17 protein-coding genes are annotated in these 19,706 nt (G+C 43.5%); 9 read left to right on the forward strand and 8 right to left on the reverse strand.

The features are described from left to right. Window positions 1-121: 121 nt before the first annotated feature. Both KT990_RS13125 and KT990_RS13130 read right to left on the reverse strand, forming a co-directional pair. Window positions 122-487: a hypothetical protein gene (locus KT990_RS13125; protein ID WP_005171129.1), complete on the reverse strand. Its 366-nt coding sequence runs from the start codon at window positions 485-487 to the stop codon at window positions 122-124. A 130-nt stretch (window positions 488-617) separates the two neighbouring features. Continuing rightward, complete coding sequence (locus tag KT990_RS13130; protein ID WP_218208903.1) at window positions 618-2,060, reverse strand: aspartate ammonia-lyase; 1,443 nt, start codon at window positions 2,058-2,060, stop codon at window positions 618-620. 419 nt (window positions 2,061-2,479) lie between these two features. Here KT990_RS13130 and putP point away from each other — a divergent pair, with 419 nt between their 5' ends. Then, the gene (gene putP / locus KT990_RS13135; RefSeq protein ID WP_074383168.1) at window positions 2,480-3,988 is read left to right on the forward strand and encodes a sodium/proline symporter PutP; all 1,509 of its coding nucleotides are present in this window, start codon (window positions 2,480-2,482) and stop codon (window positions 3,986-3,988) included. A gap of 77 nt (window positions 3,989-4,065) precedes the next feature. On the opposite strand, the gene KT990_RS13140 is transcribed toward putP, so the two are convergent. Further along, complete coding sequence (locus KT990_RS13140) at window positions 4,066-4,560, reverse strand: Lrp/AsnC ligand binding domain-containing protein (RefSeq protein WP_005096755.1); 495 nt, start codon at window positions 4,558-4,560, stop codon at window positions 4,066-4,068. Between the two features lie 119 nt (window positions 4,561-4,679). On the opposite strand from KT990_RS13140, the gene putA reads away from it, so the two are divergent. From putA to KT990_RS13160, 4 genes are all read left to right on the forward strand, one after another. Continuing rightward, the gene (gene putA / locus KT990_RS13145; RefSeq protein WP_218208904.1) at window positions 4,680-8,432 is read left to right on the forward strand and encodes a trifunctional transcriptional regulator/proline dehydrogenase/L-glutamate gamma-semialdehyde dehydrogenase; all 3,753 of its coding nucleotides are present in this window, start codon (window positions 4,680-4,682) and stop codon (window positions 8,430-8,432) included. A 184-nt stretch (window positions 8,433-8,616) separates the two neighbouring features. After that, a complete protein-coding gene (gene trmA / locus KT990_RS13150) occupies window positions 8,617-9,699 on the forward strand; it encodes a tRNA (uridine(54)-C5)-methyltransferase TrmA (RefSeq protein WP_218208905.1) in 1,083 nt (360 codons plus the stop codon). Window positions 9,700-9,942: 243 nt separating this feature from the next. Beyond that, window positions 9,943-10,167: a hypothetical protein gene (locus KT990_RS13155; RefSeq protein WP_005096749.1), complete on the forward strand. Its 225-nt coding sequence runs from the start codon at window positions 9,943-9,945 to the stop codon at window positions 10,165-10,167. A 404-nt stretch (window positions 10,168-10,571) separates the two neighbouring features. Further along, on the forward strand, window positions 10,572-11,132 hold the full coding sequence (locus KT990_RS13160) for a lecithin retinol acyltransferase family protein (protein ID WP_034608524.1): 561 nt from the start codon (window positions 10,572-10,574) through the stop codon (window positions 11,130-11,132). 82 nt (window positions 11,133-11,214) lie between these two features. Here the strand turns inward: KT990_RS13160 and KT990_RS13165 are convergent, their stop codons facing one another. Together KT990_RS13165 and KT990_RS13170 are read right to left on the reverse strand one after the other, a co-directional pair. Next, complete coding sequence (locus KT990_RS13165; protein ID WP_005096746.1) at window positions 11,215-12,126, reverse strand: bestrophin family protein; 912 nt, start codon at window positions 12,124-12,126, stop codon at window positions 11,215-11,217. Between the two features lie 68 nt (window positions 12,127-12,194). After that, window positions 12,195-13,922 carry a glutamine--tRNA ligase/YqeY domain fusion protein gene (locus tag KT990_RS13170; RefSeq protein WP_005171137.1) on the reverse strand — a complete coding sequence of 576 codons (1,728 nt, stop codon included), beginning with the start codon at window positions 13,920-13,922 and terminating at the stop codon, window positions 12,195-12,197. Window positions 13,923-14,344: 422 nt separating this feature from the next. Between KT990_RS13170 and KT990_RS13175 the strand changes: the two genes are divergently transcribed. Both KT990_RS13175 and KT990_RS13180 read left to right on the forward strand, forming a co-directional pair. Next, window positions 14,345-14,854, forward strand: coding sequence for a peptidylprolyl isomerase (locus KT990_RS13175; protein WP_005171140.1), 510 nt, complete (start codon window positions 14,345-14,347; stop codon window positions 14,852-14,854). Window positions 14,855-14,964: 110 nt separating this feature from the next. Next, window positions 14,965-15,684 carry a UDP-2,3-diacylglucosamine diphosphatase gene (locus KT990_RS13180; RefSeq protein WP_218208906.1) on the forward strand — a complete coding sequence of 240 codons (720 nt, stop codon included), beginning with the start codon at window positions 14,965-14,967 and terminating at the stop codon, window positions 15,682-15,684. A gap of 30 nt (window positions 15,685-15,714) precedes the next feature. Here KT990_RS13180 and KT990_RS13185 read toward each other — a convergent pair whose 3' ends face one another. Then, window positions 15,715-15,933, reverse strand: a complete 219-nt coding sequence (locus tag KT990_RS13185) for a hypothetical protein (RefSeq protein ID WP_005096740.1) — start codon at window positions 15,931-15,933, stop codon at window positions 15,715-15,717. A 732-nt stretch (window positions 15,934-16,665) separates the two neighbouring features. Between KT990_RS13185 and nfsB the strand changes: the two genes are divergently transcribed. Then, window positions 16,666-17,319, forward strand: coding sequence for an oxygen-insensitive NAD(P)H nitroreductase (nfsB, locus tag KT990_RS13190; RefSeq protein WP_218208907.1), 654 nt, complete (start codon window positions 16,666-16,668; stop codon window positions 17,317-17,319). 106 nt (window positions 17,320-17,425) lie between these two features. After that, window positions 17,426-17,653 (forward strand): hypothetical protein, encoded by a 228-nt coding sequence (locus KT990_RS13560; protein WP_228730808.1) that lies wholly within the window; start codon window positions 17,426-17,428, stop codon window positions 17,651-17,653. Here KT990_RS13560 and KT990_RS13200 read toward each other — a convergent pair. Together KT990_RS13200 and fba are read right to left on the reverse strand one after the other, a co-directional pair. Further along, a complete protein-coding gene (locus KT990_RS13200) occupies window positions 17,616-18,470 on the reverse strand; it encodes a DMT family transporter (RefSeq protein ID WP_218208909.1) in 855 nt (284 codons plus the stop codon). The two genes, KT990_RS13560 and KT990_RS13200, sit on opposite strands and share 38 nt — an antisense overlap. An 85-nt stretch (window positions 18,471-18,555) precedes the next feature. Then, a complete protein-coding gene (gene fba / locus KT990_RS13205) occupies window positions 18,556-19,596 on the reverse strand; it encodes a class II fructose-bisphosphate aldolase (RefSeq protein WP_180077423.1) in 1,041 nt (346 codons plus the stop codon). Window positions 19,597-19,706 lie beyond the last annotated feature (110 nt).

Genomic DNA, 19,706 nt, shown 5'->3' on the forward strand with positions numbered 1-19,706 from the left:
ATATAGCTTTAAAGTCTAAATAACCTGAGGCTTATACTAGCACGATGATCTCAGGATATTTTGTTATTTTTATGCAGTCTTGCCACATCCATACGCTTCAATTTCAAGCCACTTTTAACACTTATTTTTTCTCTCGCAGAAAGTTACGATAATAATCATTTAACTTCTTGAGGATCATTTTAAATTGCAGCAGGTTCTCTTCGGTATTTCCTAAAGTCACATTAAAACGCTGATGGGCAATTTCCAGATCAATCTTTTCATTGATCAGCATCGCGGTGTCGTATAAAGCTTTTAAATCATCAAACTGTTTTAGACGGCGATTGGACAAATATTCTAAGCGTGCGGCCAGTTCCTGATTTAAGTCAATGCCATCCACGATATAACCTGTGCCTTCGACATGCTGGATATTCTGCTCGTCTAAATATAACTGTGCAGCAGTCGGTTTATTAGTTTTAAATAATGCACTGATTTTATCAAACATCGCCATTTACCCAGCCAAATAAAGTTCAGACCCTAGTCTAGATGAAAATGCCTCAAATCCACATATCGAACTTGAGGCAAATTGTCAAAATCACAACAATCAGTTGAGTTGAGCTGTTTCAAGACAATTTATGCTATCAAGAAACCTGTTCGAGCTGACTCTCTGCTACAGGTATTTCAGACACCAGATTTTCAAATGCAAAGATTTCTTCTAATTGTGTTTCGCTTAATAAACCGAGTTCCAATACCACTTGCGGCACGGTTTTATTTTCACGCATACATTGTTTACCAATTTCATCACATTTGGCATGCCCCAGAATCGGCTCAAGTAAGGTCACAATCCCGACACTGCGCATGACCGAACTTAAACAGATTTCTTCATTGGCCTGAATGCCAGCAATACATTTCTGATTCAGGGTTTGCATGCCTTGAGTCAACAATTGAATCGACTCATTCATGGTCAGGGCAATCACAGGTTCCATCACATTCAGTTGTAACTGCCCAGCTTCCGCTGCCATAGTAATGGTCAAATCATTACCGATGACCCGGAAGGCAATCTGATTGACCACTTCCGGAATCACAGGATTGATTTTTGCCGGCATAATTGATGAGCCTGCTTGCAATTCCGGTAAGCGAATTTCAGCCAGACCTGTACGTGGTCCCGAGCTAAGCAAGCGCAAGTCATTACAGATTTTGGACAGTTTCACTGCCAGGCGTTTTAAACTGCTCGACAAGATAATAAAGACACCACAATCACTGGTGGCCTCCACATAATCTTCTGCACCTTTTAAAGGCAGCCCCGTCAGGTGCGCCAAAGTTTCGACGACTCGCGTCGCATAACCTGGCGGCGTGTTTACCCCAGTCCCGATCGCTGTTGCACCTAAATTGACTTCCAGCAATAACTGGCGCATCTGCTCAATCAGTTTTAAATCTTCCTTTAATAAAGTCGCAAAAGCCCGGAATTCCTGCTCCATGGTCATCGGGACGGCATCTTGCAACTGGGTACGCCCCATCTTGATCACATACTGAAATTCGGCTGCCTTCGTATATAAACAGTCAATCAGTGCTTTCAGCACTGCCAATAATTCATTCAGGCTGCTATAAGTTGCCAAACGTAAAGCGGTTGGATAGACATCATTGGTCGATTGCGAAGTATTCACATGATCATTCGGATGCAGGATGTGATACTCACCTTTATGATGCCCCAAGATCTCTAAGGCGATATTGGCAATGACTTCATTGGCATTCATATTAATTGACGTACCAGCACCGCCCTGATAAGGATCAAGTGGAAAGGCTGCTTGCCAGTTTTCAGGATGCTGAATCAATTCATTACATGCTTTTTGAATCGCAGTACTGGTTTGCTCGGATATTTTTTGAAAATGCAGGTTGGTCTGTGCCGAAGCTTTTTTGACCTGGGCCAATGCACAAATAAAATGTGATTGTTGCCCTATCGCCAATCCTGAAATCTGGAAATTTTCGATGGCACGTAAAGTGTGAATCCCATAATAGCTGTGTAATGGGATCTGTTTTTCCCCCAATAAGTCACGTTCAATGCGGGTCGGTTCGATTTGCAGCATATTGTCCACTAAAAAATACCTTGGCGATGCACCGTATTTGGTGTGGTCTCAATATGAGCAAACAAATACAGAGCGAATAGGAGGACTTTAACCTAAATTTGCTACGATTTATTACCAATACAGTAAAGCTGTGAGTTTTGTAAGATCATGTAAATAAAAAGCTAAAATTTAAATCTTTTAATCGCTTATCCTGAATTAGCTTGTTTTGCCTCAATCCAATACTTTATCTCTCGCTGTTAAGTGGCTTAACTTTCCTTAAGTTCCATCTAGTTAAATTGGTATTTACAATAAACATACATAAAAGCTGTGTAAATGTTACAGAGTGTAATTTTTAAACCGTGCTTGAATCACTGCCTTGTGATCTCCGTACAAAAAATCATCTGGAACGATGGTTTCCATATTTACAGGATGCCCTGCCTATGACTTATTTAAATCCGACCCTGATTACCTTCATGTTTTATATTATCGCCATGATTGCAATCGGTTTATATGCTTACCGTGCAACCTCCAATTTTGATGAATATATTTTAGGTGGACGTAGTCTGGGCAGTGTCGTTACAGCTCTTTCCGCAGGTGCATCAGATATGAGTGGCTGGCTGCTGATGGGTCTTCCGGGCGCAATTTACCTGTCTGGCCTGTCAGAAGCCTGGATTGCCATCGGCCTGATTATCGGAGCGTGGCTAAACTGGTTACTGGTGGCAGGTCGTCTACGGGCGCATACCGAATACCAGAATAACGCCCTGACCCTGCCAGATTATTTCACCAGCCGTTTTTCCGACCGCAAACGCATTTTACGGGTCTTGTCTGCCTTGGTGATTCTGGTGTTCTTTGCAATTTATTGTGCCTCGGGCATGGTCGCAGGTGCACGCCTGTTTGAAAGCCTGTTCGGCTGGAATTACACCACGGCGCTTATCATCGGTGCGATGGCGACAATTTTATATGTGTGTATTGGTGGTTTTCTGGCAATCAGCTGGACGGATACTTTTCAGGCCGGTTTGATGATCTTCGCACTGTTGCTGACCCCGATCATTACCTTCCTGGCCTTGGGTGACAATAGCCAGCAAGTGAGTGTCATCCTTGAATCTGCCCGTCCACATGCGTCCAGTATGCTTGAAGGCTTAAGCGTGGTGGCGATTATTTCCAGTCTGGCCTGGGGTTTGGGTTATTTTGGTCAACCACATATTTTAGTGCGCTTCATGGCAGCAGATTCAGTGAAGACCATTCCTGCTGCACGCCGTATTGGCATGACCTGGATGATTCTGTGTCTGGGCGGCGCAGTGGCAGCTGGTTATATCGGGATTGCCTATTTCACCGTTAATCCAGCATTCGCCTCGGTGGTGAACCAGAACCCTGAAACCGTGTTTATGGAATTGACTAAAATCCTGTTTAATCCATGGATCGCTGGCATCGTACTTGCAGCTATTCTGGCCGCGATTATGAGCACCTTGAGCTGTCAGCTTCTGGTCTGTTCAACCACCCTGACTGAAGATTTATACAAGAGCTTCCTGCGCAAAAATGCCTCGCAAAAAGAACTGATCTGGGTCGGTCGTGCTATGGTTTTAGTAATTGCGTTAATTGCGATTGCCTTGGCGATTAATCCGAACAGCAAGGTTTTAGGTCTGGTGGCTTATGCCTGGGCAGGCTTTGGTGCAGCATTTGGCCCCTTGATTATCTTGTCTCTGTTCTGGAAGCGTATGACCCTCAACGGCGCGATTGTCGGCATGCTGGTCGGTGCGGTGACGGTAATCGTCTGGAAAAACTATATGGGTGATACCGGCCTGTACGAGATTATTCCCGGTTTTATTCTGGCTACCCTGAGTATCGTGATTGTCAGCTTAGTGGATAAGGCACCGAGTGATGATGTGGTACATCGTTTTGAAATGGCCAAAGCTGAATATCAAAAAGAAATGGCTGAAATGAAAAAATAGTCTGGATATTCAATACAATAAAAGGGACTTTCGAGTCCCTTTTGTGTTTTTTAGATTAGTCGTTAATACGCTACAAATTATTTAGATTTTCCCGGTATTTTTAGATGGATCTGCTGACTTTCTTTAATCACCTCCATCACCGGATAACTGCGTGTTTCCTTGATCCCGGGCAGTTGCCACAAGATTTGCCCGGAAATTTTACGGAATTCATCCATATTGGCGCAGCGGATTTTTACCACGAAATCAAAACCGCCACTGATCATATGACATTCAATAATTTCTGGAATCTGCCGGACTGCATGGGAAAACTCATCTAAAACATTCGGTGTGGTTTTATCCAGTAAAATCTCTACAAAAACCACAAAAGCGTTATTGAGCAGATTTGGATTCAGACGGGCTTCGTAGCCCAGAATATAGCCTTCTTTGCTCAGTTTCTGCACCCGCGCCAGTGCCGCGGTCGGCGATAAATTTACCAATTCAGCCAGTTTAATATTGGATAATTTGGCATCGGATTGTAATAAACTCAGGATACGAATATCTATACGGTCTAGGCTTAAATAAGGAGGCTGCATTAGAATTATCCTCTAAAAAATGTAAAAACTATAGTGAGATATTCGTCAAATATTCTGTGATTATAGATTAAAACTCGTTAGCCCCGCTAGATCTGATTGCAGCAGTACAGGATGTCACTATGCCGACCACACTAAGCCCCACCTATGGTTCAGATGCCATGAAGCAGCCAAATTATATCGCCGAATTCAAAGATAAAAATGAGTACGAACAACGTATCAACACTGCATGGCGCCGTGCGGAAACTGAATGCGTCGAAGAACTCTTGCTGCATAGTGAAATTTCCTCCGAACTCAGCAACAAGATTCAAGCGCTTGCCTTTGATCTGGCGCATTCCTTGCGTGAACGTAAAAGTTCAGGCGGTAAAGCAGGCATCGTACAAGGATTATTACAGGAATTTTCCCTATCTTCTCAGGAAGGCATTGCCTTGATGTGTCTGGCAGAAGCCTTGCTGCGGATTCCGGACAAAGCCACGCGTGACCTGTTGATCCGCGACAAGATCAATCAGGGCAACTGGAAAGAACATCTCGGTCAAAGCCAGCTGATGTTTGTCAATGCCGCAGCCTGGGGCTTGATGCTGACGGGTAAATTAATGGAAACCCCACAGCAAAAAAGCCTGTCCAGTTTATTAACCGGCCTGTTGGCGCGCAGTGGTCGCGGCATTATCCGTAAGGCTGTCGATGTTGCCATGCGCATGATGGGCGAACAGTTTGTGACGGGTGAAACCATTGATGAGGCGCTGAAAAATGCAGAACGTCTGGAAGAAAAAGGCTTTCGTTATTCCTATGACATGCTTGGTGAAGCAGCACTGACCGATCCGGATGCGGAACGCTATTATCAGGATTATCAGCAAGCGATTCATGCCATCGGACAAGCCTCGCAGGATAAAGACGTTTATGATGGCCCGGGCATTTCCATCAAACTCTCTGCCCTGCATCCGCGTTATCAGCGCGCACAGATGGATCGTGTACATGATGAACTGTATGGAAAAATGCTTAAACTCGCGGTCTTGGCGAAACAGTACAATATCGGTTTAAACATTGATGCCGAAGAAACTGATCGTCTGGAAATTTCCTTGCAACTGCTTGAACGCCTGTGTTTTGAGCCGCAATTACAAGACTGGAAAGGCATTGGCTTTGTGATTCAAGCCTATCAAAAACGCTGTTTCTATGTGGTAGATTATATTGTTGATCTGGCCAAACGTAGTCAGAAACGCCTGATGATTCGTCTGGTCAAAGGTGCCTATTGGGACAGCGAGATCAAGAAAGCACAGATTGAAGGCATGTCGGACTATCCGGTATTCACTCGTAAGGTGCATACCGATCTGTCTTATATCGCCTGTGCGCGTAAATTATTGGCTGAACCGGATTATATCTATCCGCAATTTGCCACGCATAATGCACAAACCGTGGCCACGATTTACCAACTGGCGCAACCTGAGCAGTATTATGCGGGTCAATATGAATTCCAGTGTCTGCATGGCATGGGCGAACCCTTGTATGAAAATGTGGTGGGCGACAAGTCAGCGAATAAGCTCGGTGTACCTTGTCGTATTTATGCGCCAGTCGGCAATCATGAAACCTTATTGGCTTATCTGGTGCGTCGTTTGCTGGAAAATGGCGCAAATACGTCTTTTGTCAACCGGATTGCCGACAAAACCCTAAATATCGAAGATTTGATTGAGAATCCACAACAAACGATTTTAAAAGCTGCACAGCAGGAAGTCATGATCGGTGCCAAGCATCCGCATATTCCTTATCCGCAAGATCTGTATGGCACACGTATTAACTCATCGGGTCTGGATCTCGCCAATGATGCAGAGCTGAGCGCCTTAAATGAAGTCGCTGCCAGCCTGAAAAACACACAATTTCAGGCAGCAGCCATGGGAACGGCATTTACAGGGACCGACACAAGTAACGCAGTGCAAATCATCAATCCGGCACAACATCAGGATGTAGTCGGTACAGTCTATGAAGCGACTCAGGAACAGGCTGAAATTGCCTTAACGCAAGCTGTCAATGCACAAGGTTTCTGGGCCAATTTGCCAAAAAATGAGCGAGCAGCCTGCCTGAATAAAGCCGCGGATCTGATGGAACAGCGTTTGCTGACACTGATGGTGATTCTGTCCCGTGAAGCTGGCAAAACCTATGCCAATGCCATTGCCGAGGTCCGGGAGGCGGTAGATTTCTTGCGCTACTATGCCGGTCAGATGTTGGATTTAGCTGAAAATACACAGATTCAACCTTTGGGTACCGTGCTGTGTATCAGTCCATGGAACTTCCCGTTGGCAATTTTTACCGGCCAGATTTCAGCAGCGCTGGTCGCGGGCAATACCGTCATCGCCAAACCGGCAGAACAGACCCCGCTGATTGCTGCACAAGCGGTGCAGATTTTATGGGAAGCTGGCATTCCGCAAGACGTCTTACAGCTCTTGCCGGGTCAAGGTGAAAGCATTGGTGCGCAGCTCAGTGCAGATTCACGCATTCAGGGTATCATGTTTACCGGCTCAACCGAGGTCGCCCATATTCTGCAAAAAACTGTAGCAGAACGTCTGAACCAGTTTGGCGAAAGTGTGACCCTGATTGCTGAAACCGGCGGTCAAAATGCCATGATTGTCGATTCATCTGCATTAACTGAGCAAGTGGTGCTTGATGTGGTTAATTCTGCCTATGACAGTGCCGGCCAGCGTTGTTCTGCTTTGCGTGTGCTCTGTGTGCAAGAAGATAACCTGGATGCTGTGCGCACGATGCTCAAAGGTGCCATGCAGCAGTTAAGAGTCGGCAATCCGATTTTATTAAAAACCGATATTGGTCCGGTGATTGATCTTGAGGCCCAGCAAAATATTCAGACGCATATTCAGCAGATGCGCAGCAAAGATCACAAAGTCCATCAACTGATGTTTGACCAAGATGAGACTGAATTAACCCAAGGCACCTTTATTCCGCCAACATTGATTGAACTTCCAAACCTGAACGATCTGGAGCGTGAAGTCTTTGGTCCGGTGCTGCATCTGATCAGCTATAAATATGGTGAACTGGAACAGTTATTGGAACAGATCAACAGCAAAGGCTATGGTCTGACCATGGGCTTACACACACGTATTGATGAAACCATACAAACCGTGATTGCGCGAGCAGAAGTCGGTAACTTGTATATCAACCGTAATATCGTCGGTGCAGTTGTGGGTGTTCAGCCTTTCGGTGGTGAAGGCTTGTCCGGTACTGGCCCTAAAGCTGGTGGGCCGCTTTACATCTACCGTTTAATGCAGCAGCTTTCCGAGAAGAAACTGGCGCAGCCTTATGCCATGCGATCTGATCAAGCCCCTATTGAACACAAACCAGTCCAGGAATTTAAGGCTTGGGCCTCTAAAACTTTCCCCACAATCTCCTTAAAAGCACCCAGCCAGATTGCGACCGGACAAAGCTTTAGTTTGCAAGGTCCAACCGGCGAAGAAAACCAGTACATGATCTTGCCACGTGAAAGTGTTCTATCTTTGGCGCACACCGAGCAAGACCAGATTCAGCAAATTTTGGCCATTTTATCGGTCGGCAGTCGCCCTGCAGTATTGGCTGAAAATACTTTTGTGCTGAAATATCTACAAACAATGCCAAAAGCAGTTGCTGCCCGATTCAAAGTGATTCAAGACATTGAAAGTGGGGAATTTGATGCTGTATTACATCATGGTGATGCTGCGGAATTGATTGATTTACAGAAGCGTATTGCGGCTCGAAAAGGCCCCATTGTAGGAATCACGCATTTAAACTCAGGCAATCATGACATTCCGGTGGAGCGATTGGTGCTTGAACGGGCCATTAGCATCAATACGGCAGCAGCCGGTGGCAATGCCAGTTTGATGACGATGAGTCATCTCTAAATTAATCGAATCATCTTGTCATTTTTCTGTTCATGATTTCCTCTTTACGGCCAAATTTTTCTCCTCAGAGGGTTTGGTCTTTTTTATGCAGTTTTTAAAGCCGCTCAGCCACAATAGGCTTAGGCAGATCAGCAATTATTTGCTACCATTTGCGCTTTAAAATATTTGCGACTTCTTACTGCATATGACTTCATCTTATCAGCAACAACTCGATGCCAAAATTGAACGCATCAGCGCTCAGTTTGCCGAATATCAACCACCTGCCCTCGAAGTATTCCAGTCTCCTGAAAAATATTTCCGCATGCGTGCTGAATTTCGGATCTGGCATACTGAGGATGACATGTTCTATGCCATGTTCGAGCGCAATGAAGATCAACAGAAAAAAGTCATCCGCATTGATGAATTTCCGGTTGCAGACCTCAGTATCAATCAGTTGATGCCTAAATTACTGCAAGCGCTCAAAGCAGATCCAGTATTATCGACACGTCTGTTTGAAGTACATTTTCTGGCGACCTTAAGTGGTCAGGTTCTGGTTTCTCTGATTTATCATCGTAAATTGGATGAAAGCTGGGAACCGGCAGCCAAAGCACTGGCAGAACAGTTAAATATCAAGTTAATTGGCCGCAGCCGTGGACAGAAGTTTGTCCTGTCTGATGAATATGTGGTGGAAGAACTTTCTGTTTTTGATCGTACCTATCAATACAAACAGATCGAAAGCAGCTTTACCCAGCCGAATGCCCAAGTCTGCCAAAACATGCTGGAATGGGCATGTGATGCGGCAGAGCAATCTGATCAAGATTTGCTGGAATTATATTGTGGTAATGGTAACTTTACCCTGCCACTCTCGACCAAGTTCCGCCGTGTTCTGGCAACCGAGTTAGCCAAATCTTCAGTCTATGCGGCTGAGTGGAATATTGAGCAAAACCAGATTGAGAACATTCAGGTCGCGCGTCTTTCTGCAGAAGAGTTCACCCAAGCTTACAACGGCGAGCGTGTGTTCCGCCGCCTGCAAGAAGCCAATATTGATCTTGCGACTTATGACTTTGATACGGTATTTGTCGATCCACCGCGTGCCGGTATTGATGATGAAACGCTTAAACTATTACAGCGCTTCCAACGCATTATTTACATTTCTTGCAATCCAGACACATTGCATGACAATCTGAAACTGTTGTCTCAAACCCATAAAATCAGCAAATTCGCTATGTTTGATCAATTTCCATATACACACCATGTAGAAACGGGCGTATTGTTAGAAAGAAGATAAAGAATTTGTTTCAATTTATTTTCTTGTTACAAAAAAGGAGTTTTTCGAAATTCCTTTTTTTATATCTTAAATCATTAACTTAATAACAAATTATCATTTGTACAGCTAAAAATATCGTTAGCTCTTTGAGCTTCAATCGGAAATTTTAAAGACTAACTGCTGCTTTTATCACATAGGTCCTATTGCTTTATTTATTTAATTGGCTATATTTCACTCTATGTTAGGTTGTTGTATGAAGGCTCTATGAGTTTTTGGCAAAAGTTGTTTTCTGTGGAACAACACAATGAACACAAGAATCAGATTGCTTGTGTAGAAAATGATTGCTCTTTCAAGACAAATGAACAGCTTCTTGAAGCTTTGTCTAAAGCAACTGATGAAGAGATCATCATCGGAATCAAAAAGGTTCTTGTATCACGCGGCTATAGCCGTAAGGAACTGAATGAACTTCAACACTTGCCCTTGCAGTAATCGGCAAAGGCTCTAGCCTGATCAAAAAAAGCACTTGTGTAACCAGGTGCTTTTTTTATATCTGTCGCTTTAATTACATTGAAGAAGAACCAAACTTAGAGAGTTCAATTGTATAAATCCGACTACACAACCTTCTGCCTTCTGTTGAGTAATTGGTAATAAATCTGAACACTTCTTCCTCTCACTTTTTCTGATTTTATTGAAATGTAAAAGTTAGCTTAGGCTATTTATAGGTGTTACTGAACAGATGTTCATCTGAATTCTGCCATACAGGTGATCAAGTCACTTGCTGCATACGCCTATTGCTTGTCTGCCTAAACTCAAGCAAAGCGTCGATTAATTTAGCAAAAGGCAGTACACTTGTTATTAAACTACAATGCTTTTTTAAATGGCTTAATTCTGATATGCAACAGACTAAACGGTTTCCCATAGGAGCGCACCTTATGGTTAAACATTTCGGTTATACCCATCATGGGATATACGCTGGACGTGGTCGTGTTATTCATTATTCGGGCTTTGCACATTTATTCAAGAAACGCCCCATTGAAATAACCTCTATTGAAAAATTCAGTCATGGCAAAGCGATTCATGTGCAACATTATGACTCAGCGAAATATAAAGGCCGTAAAGTTGTGCGTCGCATGCGTTCCAGAATGCATGAAAATAATTATCATCTGATTATCAATAATTGCGAACATCTGTGTACTTGGGCGATTACCGGCGTAGAAAGCAGCCCGCAAGTGATCTATATGATGAATCGCCTGACCACGATTGGTTATATCAGCTCGATGATGAGTTTCATGAACAGCATGTTCCTGACCCTGACCACGACGAGTTTTGCCTTGGCCTTGTACATCAAGAAGAAGCTTAGAGATAAAGCCAATCTGCGTTTGCAACAATACCGTGAATTGCAAGATCAGGCTAAAACGAAAGTGTCAGACCTGACTAATCTTAAACATCGTTAATTTAAAGCTCAGCCTGCCGATGATTTTTTGTTAGTAAGAAATTTTGAGTTCGGGTTTAAACTTTGATATTAAAAGGAACAGATCAGGTTAAATAACCTTTTTTGGCCTGAATCGCTTCAGGTAAACCTTTACCCAAAGAGCTTAAGGTTTCCCGTTCTACCAGTCGTACCATTGAATCGAGTGGCAGATCATTATCCTGTAGCCCAAAAGGCTCTTCTAGCTCAGCACTGAGCTCATCTAGGCCTAAGAGCATATAAGCAATCAACCCGACTAGAATCGGCGTCCACAGGCCCAGATTGGCCTGCAAACTAAAAGGCAAAATAAAACAGAACGAATACACTGCACGATGTAACAGTACCGAATAAGAAAATGGCAATGGCGTCGACAGTATCCGGTCACAACCGGCCTGAATATTGCCCAAGGCCACAGTATGCTGATTCAAATTGTTATAAATAATATCGCTGATGTTGCCCTGCTTATATTGCTGAACCAACTCCTTTTGCATCTGTTCCAGCACCCATTGTGAAGGATTGATTTGCACGAGCAACTGATCGAATGCCATATTTTCAAAATGCGTGGTTGTTTGGTAATGCTGAATACTTTGTACTTGCTGTCTGAGCCGGTCACGCAACAGATGGCTAAACAGCATCATGCGATATAACAAGACCTCGCGGGTCTGATCATCCAGCACATGGCTGTCCCGGCATAAATGACGTGTGGTGGCGATTAGCGCTCCCCAGAGCTTGCGCCCTTCCCACCAGCGCTCATAACATGCCGTATTTCTAAAGCTGAGAAAGATCGAAAGAATCACACCAAAAATGGTAAAGCCGATTGCGGGTACGGCAGGAAGATTCACAAAATGTGCCTGACTCAAATAGACCAGTAGGCCGGAAATAAAGACCACCAAGACTAAAGCCGGCAATACCTTAGGCAAAATTGTGCCCTGCCAGGCAAACAGTAAACCGATACTATTGTTTTTATCACGCACAATCATGGCATTTTCCCTGCTGTATTGAAAAAGCCCAACCGAAGTTGGGCTTTTAATATCTGATTTAAACCTGATTATTTGCCTGGCTTGAAACTGTCTTTCAAGTCAAGAATACGGTTAAATACTGGTTTCTTGCTATTATGATCGTATTGATCGGCAACGAAGTAACCTTCACGCTCAAACTGGAAGCGATCTTCCGGTTGAGCTTGCGCCAATGCCGGCTCAATCACGGCTTGAACCACCTTTAATGATTCAGGGTTCAGGTTGGCCAGGAAGTCATCACCCACTTCAGGATCCGACTCAGTGAACAGACGTTCATAAATACGGACTTCGGCAGGCACACCTTTAGTCGCAGATACCCAGTGAACCACGCCTTTCACCTTGCGGCCTTCAGGGTTCTTACCCAAAGTTTCAGGATCAATCGAACATTTCAGCTCAACCACTTCACCATTTTCATCTTTAATGACTTCATCACATTTGATCACATAGGCATGACGTAAACGTACTTCACCACCTGGAATCAGACGTTTAAAGCCTTTTGGTGGTTCTTCCTCAAAGTCTTTACGGTCAATAAACAGCTCAGTGGTTAAAGGAATCACGCGTTCGCCCATGTCCACGTTCGGATGACGTGAATGGGTCAGATCCATATCGGCTGGCAAGTTGCTTAAGGTCACTTTCAGTGGATTTAACACGGCCATACCACGCGCTGCGGTATTTTCCAGAGACTGGCGGATGCAATATTCCAGCATCGCGACATCGACAATACTACCATCCACTTTCGATACACCGACACGCTGGCAGAAATCACGCAGACCTTCAGGTGTAAAACCACGGCGACGCATACCGACTACAGTTGGCATACGTGGATCGTCCCAACCATTCACATGAGCACCTTCAACCAGTTTACGTAATTTACGTTTCGAGGTGATAGTGTAATCCACATTCAAACGGCTAGATTCGTACTGACGTGGCACAGATGGTGATTTAACCTTTGCCACCACCCAGTCATAGAACGGACGGTGATCCTGGAACTCTAATGTACAAAGCGAGTGGGTAATGCCTTCAATCGCATCAGACAATGGATGCGCATAGTCGTACATTGGATAAATTTTCCATGTATCGCCCGTCTGATGGTGCGCTGAATGCAAAATACGATACAAGATCGGATCACGCATATGTACGTTCGGTGAGGTCATATCGATTTTAGCGCGTAAAACAGCCTGACCTTCAGCATATTCGCCGCTACGCATCTTCTCAAAACGTTCCAGATTCTCTGCAACAGTTGCATCACGTTGTGGCGAGTTCTTACCCGGCTCGACAAAATTACCGCGGTTTAAACGGATGTCTTCGGGGCTTTGTAAATCCACATAGGCATCACCCTGTTCAATCAGCTGAACCGCCCATGTATAAAGTTGATCAAAATAGCTCGATGCATAGCGCGGCTCGCCCTCCCACTGGAAGCCCAACCATTTCACATCATTGGCAATACCATCAACATATTCCTGTTCTTCAGCATCCGGATTGGTATCATCAAAACGAAGATTACACACCCCCTGGAATTCTTCAGCAATCCCAAAGTTCAAGCAAATTGCTTTCACATGGCCAATATGTAAGTAGCCATTTGGCTCAGGCGGAAAACGCGTGACGATCTGTTGGGTACGACCAGCGGCTAAATCATCCGTAATGACCTGACGTACAAAGTCCAAGCCCGGTTGTTGTTCTTGCTGCTGCACTGAATCGACTGCATTGTTCTTTTGGGTCGGGTTCTCGGGCAGAGATGTCACAACATCATTTGGCTTCATGATCAATCATTCACTTCTAAAGTTAAAAAGGGATTAACGAATATTTAATCGCACAGGTTGTACGCATATTCATTATCAAAGTTCCTTAGTTTAACTAGAGGTGAATAATCTCTCAACCGCTAACTATGGTATTTGATTTCAATTCACCCATTTTAAAAAATGAAAATACGGCGAGTTGCCTGAAACTAAAATATCAGTGCTTGTACAAGCAGTAAAATCATTAATTTACGCCAATTCAAAATAGGGTGCCTGATAGGGCAATATCTGAAATGCCTTGATAAATCAACGTATAAATAAGGTACTATTTTTATGCTTTTAACAAAGAAAATAATGTTTTTACTTGCCTAGTCGATTGTAGTTTGCTTATGCTTCACTCATTCAGAAAAAACCATGGCACTCGTCCATGATTAGGAGATTACACAATGAGTTTTCCTCAAGTCGAATTAAACACCAATAAAGGTCGTATTGTTCTTGAACTCAATGCTGAAAAAGCACCTAAAACAGTGGCTAACTTTTTAGAATATGTGCGTGACGGTTTTTATGACGGCGTAATTTTCCACCGTGTGATTGATGGTTTCATGATCCAGGGTGGTGGTATGGATGAAAACTTCAAAGAAAAAGCGACCCGTGATGCAATCGAAAATGAAGCAGACAATGGCTTAACTAACGATTTGGGCACAATTGCCATGGCGCGTACGCAAGCTCCACATTCTGCATCTGCTCAATTCTTCATTAACGTTGGCAACAACGCATTCCTTAACCATTCTGGTAAAACAGCACAAGGTTGGGGTTATGCAGTATTTGGTAAAGTGACTGACGGCATGGACATTGTCAACGAAATTAAAGGCGTTCGTACTGGCAACCGTGGCTACCACGCTGATGTTCCACTAGAAAATGTGGTTATTGAGTCTGCAAAAATCATTTCTGAATAAAAAACGTCCTCTCCGTTCTTTATGAGTTTTAAAGCGATGCTTTAAAACGGTGTAATGGAAAATCCCTCATATAAATGAGGGATCTAGAGAGGAATAAAAGGAAAAGATTCGTGACCTATCTGTTTATCTCAGATTTACATTTGTCACCTGATCACCCTCGACTTGTTCGGGGGTTTTTAGATTTATTGACCAAATATCAAGATCAAAATACCCGATTGTATATTTTGGGTGACTGGTTCAATGCCTGGATCGGTGATGACTATACAGCCCCATGGCTGGACGAAATTATCACTGCCTTAAAACAGTTTATTCAGGCTGGCAATCAGTTATATTTTCAGGCAGGCAACCGGGATTTTGTTCTCGGCAGCAAGTTTTTAGCTCAATTTGGCGGAAAGCTGCTTCCTGAGATAGACCAACTGAACATTGCAAGAACACGTTTTCGCCTGGAACATGGTGATGCACTGTGTACCGATGACATCGCTTATCAGCGCTTTAAAAAGATTATCCGGCATCCACTTCTGCTAGGCTTATTAAAGCGTACACCGCTGTCTTTCCGTAAAAAATTAGCCAATGGCTTTCGTCAGCAAAGTCATCAGGCGCAGCAGTTTAAAAGCTATGAAGTCATGGATGTTAATGATCAGGCCGTTGAGCTGGCATTACAAGACGTTGACGTATTGATCCATGGCCATACGCATCGCGCAGCCATTCATCCGCTAGGTCAGAAAAAAAGAATCGTACTGGGTGACTGGAAGGAAGACAGTGCCGAGATACTGGAAATTCAGGAAAACCAAGATTTCGAGACCCTAAAACTAAAAAAGTGGCGATATTAATCGGCCACTTTTTTTAAGATATGTGTTTGCTTAGCACAGACGATAAAGCTTATTCACACCGGTATAGAAACTTTTACCATCAAGGTTAAACAGAATTTCTTCACCTGTTTGTAGCTGGATCATTTTTCCAACTTCTACCCAGATAAAACCATCCTGAGTATTTTGCTTACGCTTTAAAGGAACCAGTTTAACATTAATTTCGCCACCATTTACGGCTGTAGCGGTATGCCATTCATTTAATATATTCAAAATATTTACTCATAAAATGAGCTTTTTGTGACTGTACAAAGAGATTAAGAAAACCAAATTTGTATAATAATTCTGTAGTTACTAGATGTTATTCAAGCTCAAGCTTGAACCAAAAGTGAATCACAATTAGCTAGAAATAATAAAAGCGGGAACTATACCCGCTCGAAGTATCTATAAGTATACATGCTTATTTAATAGAAAGCAAACATACATTGTCATTACAAATAAAGATTAACCCTATTCTTTTAAATAATTATTTTGCACACTTTATCAGCGCTATTCTCTAAGCTGTTTTTCGTACAAATTGTTCCTCTTTGTAGCGGTTCATTAACATTCACTTGGATTTAAACAACCAGATTATTCCTGATAGAAAATAAAAATCTCTACAGCCTATTAACTCAGATTCATTTCCGGCATTTTACAGTCCAATCCACCACGCGATTTGCTGCCAGGTCTTCAGTTTATCTTTAAAATAATTGTAAACCGCATTCACTGCCCCATTTGCACATTGCCGGCGATACTTACTCTTCCACGCTTCTTGCTAAAAAATGCCAATAGACAAAAACCGGGTTTTCATCTGATTCAACACTAAGTTTTGCTTGAATTTATATCAAGATCATTAAACAACAGACTTTGCCTGATGCTTTTTTATTGTAATAATCTCCAGATCTGAAAATTTTATAGATCCAGAGCATCTACCCTCATTTTATTTAAAAAAATTGGAGTCCATTGATGGATTTACTCAAGATCACACAGACCCGCTATGCCACCAAAGCCTATGATCCTAGCAAGAAAATCCCGGCAGCCCAGTTTGAACGTTTATTAGAAGTTTTGCGTTTTGCACCTTCCTCAATCAATATTCAGCCTTGGCATTTTTTTATTGCCGATCATGATGCCGCCAAACAGCGCATTACCAAAGCTTTGATCGGTACTTATGCCTACAATGCACCCAAAGTTCTGGATTCTTCGCATACTATTTTATTTTGCACCAAAGCCGATATTAATGAGCTGCATCTGGAAAACTTACTGAATCGCGATGATCTCAGCGGGCGTTTTAAAGATGAATCGGCCAAAGAAGGCCAGAAAAATACCCGTGCAGGCTATATTCATTATTATCGTAATGAAAAAGGTGACATTCAGCGCTGGGCTGAAAATCAGACCTTTATTGCGCTCGGTCAGATGCTGTTGGCTGCCGGAATTGAAGGTGTCGATGCCACACCAATTGGCGGCTTTGATGAAGAGATAATTAGTGAAGAATTACAACTCGCAGAACAGGGTTTAATTCCCTCTGTCTTGCTGACTTTGGGTTATCGCAGTGAAAATGACTTCAATGCCAAACTGCCGAAATCACGTCTACCTGCTGAAGACATTTTCACCAAACTGTAAGGATTTTATGCTATAAAAGGGGCCAAGTGCCCCTTTCCATATCAGTTCGGGCCTATTTTTTGCTTTATTTAATTGTCATCCAATAGAATAACAATAGAGGTCATCTATGTCGCTCCTTACCTCCAAATCCCTGAAATTTGCATGCCATCATTGCGATAAAATTTATCTCCAACACTATAAAGATCAACAGCATCGTTATCCGCACTGTCCTGACTGCCAACAGGCGGGTTTACTGCTTGGAGTGGCCGAGGCAGGCGACCTGCTGCGACATCCGATTGAATTTGCATCGTCTTATGTCAAACAGACATTGCATAAGCTAGGCAAATCACACTAGTGAGACCTAGCAGTAAACCCGCGGCACTTGCAGGTTTGAGTCGCTCTTTAAAGAACACCAGACCTGCAATTACCCCCAAAACCACCACCAGAATATTCATGCCAGCAAAGACAATTGCCGGCGAATCCTTGAGCAGCATATGGGCTTTGACATAAAACGCAATATTGGCAAAATTCAGCACACCCAATAACAGACCAGCGCCGATATTCTGTATCGACCCCAAGCTTTTATATTTAAGTAGTAGATAGCCCATCGACATGATCAGAGCGCAAATAAACATCAGATTGAGTGCAACGGCGAACTGCAAACCTAAACTGGTTGTATATTTTAATAATACATCAATCAGTGCATAACCCACCCAGACCAGCCCCAGATACAACATGCCCTGACTGCCCTGTCCTATACTTTGTCGATGTGAAAATAAAATACACACTACTGCGCCAATACCTAAAGCGATCCCGAGTATTTTCAGCTGATTAAACTGTTCCTGAAAAATAAAATAAGCCGCCGCCAGTGACAAGACTACAGAAAGCCGCTGGGCGATTTCTGTTTTTAAAATTCCAGCGCTTTCCAAGGCTTTGGCCAGAAACAGAAATACGCTCGGAAGCAAAATACCTAATGCCAGAATGAGGAACCATGGTGTCTGGCTTGGTGAAATATGCTGGATATCCGGCTTAAACCAGAAAAAGCACAACAAGCTGGCGGTGGCATAATTCCAGCTAATCATGTGGATCGGACTCAGCCCTCTGTTTTTGGCGACTTTTAATAATATTGAGACCACAACGCTACACAGCGCTGCTGCGAAAATCAGTTCCATATGCTGCTCTTATTCTTGATCTTTATCAGTCTACAAAAAAGCCCACATTCGCTGTGGGCTTTTTCTATAAATGATTCACTGGGAATTATTTATTATAGTACGATACCATTTTCTCTAAAGAAATTGGGCGAATCTTGTCTGCATTGCCCGCAGTACCAAATGCTTCATAACGATCGATACAGATTTGCTTCATGGCATCAACCGTTGCGCTGAAGAATTTACGAGGATCGAATTCGCTTGGTTTTTCTGACATCATACGACGCATTGCACCTGTAGATGCTAAACGCAAGTCAGTATCGATGTTGATTTTACGCACGCCATGTTTGATCGCTTCAACCAGCTGCTCAACCGGAACACCATAAGTTTCCTTGATGTCGCCGCCATACTGGTTAATTACTGCCAACCACTCTTGTGGCACAGAGCTTGAACCGTGCATAACCAAATGCGTATTTGGAAGTGCCGCATGAATTTCTTTAATGCGGTCAATCGCCAGAATATCGCCTGTAGGTGGACGCGTAAATTTGTACGCACCGTGTGAAGTACCTACAGCAATCGCCAGCGCATCCACATTGGTATCTGCAACGAAACTACGTGCTTCTTCAACTGAAGTCAGGAGTTGAGAGTGATCCAGTACGCCTTCTGCGCCCACGCCATCTTCTTCACCCGCCATACCTGTTTCAAGGCTACCTAAACAACCGATCTCACCTTCTACAGAAACGCCACATGCATGTGCCATCTGAACCGTACGACGAGTCACATCAACGTTGTATTCGTATGAAGTTGGGGTTTTGCCATCTTCACCAAGTGAGCCGTCCATCATCACTGATGAAAAGCCGAGCTGGATTGAACGTTGGCAAATGTCAGGGCTGGTTCCGTGGTCTTGGTGCATTACCACTGGAATATGTGGCCATTCTTCAATTGCAGCCAAAATCAGGTGACGCAAGAACGGAGCGCCTGCATATTTACGCGCACCCGCAGATGCTTGTACGATAACAGGTGAATTGGTTGCATCTGCTGCAAGCATAATTGCACGCATTTGTTCTAAGTTGTTTACGTTAAATGCTGGTACGCCGTAAGCATGTTCGCCGGCGTGATCCAAGAGCTGGCGCAATGAAATAAGAGCCATAATATCCTCCCAGTGAATGCCACATATTCTACATGTTCAAAGGTTTCAATTCAGCAACAAATAACACTATTTAAAAAAAATCCCTGCTTTTGCAGAGATTTTGTCTCACA

This window comes from Acinetobacter sp. F9 (genome assembly GCF_019195275.1).
In the GTDB taxonomy this organism is placed as follows: Bacteria; Pseudomonadota; Gammaproteobacteria; order Pseudomonadales; family Moraxellaceae; genus Acinetobacter; species Acinetobacter pseudolwoffii.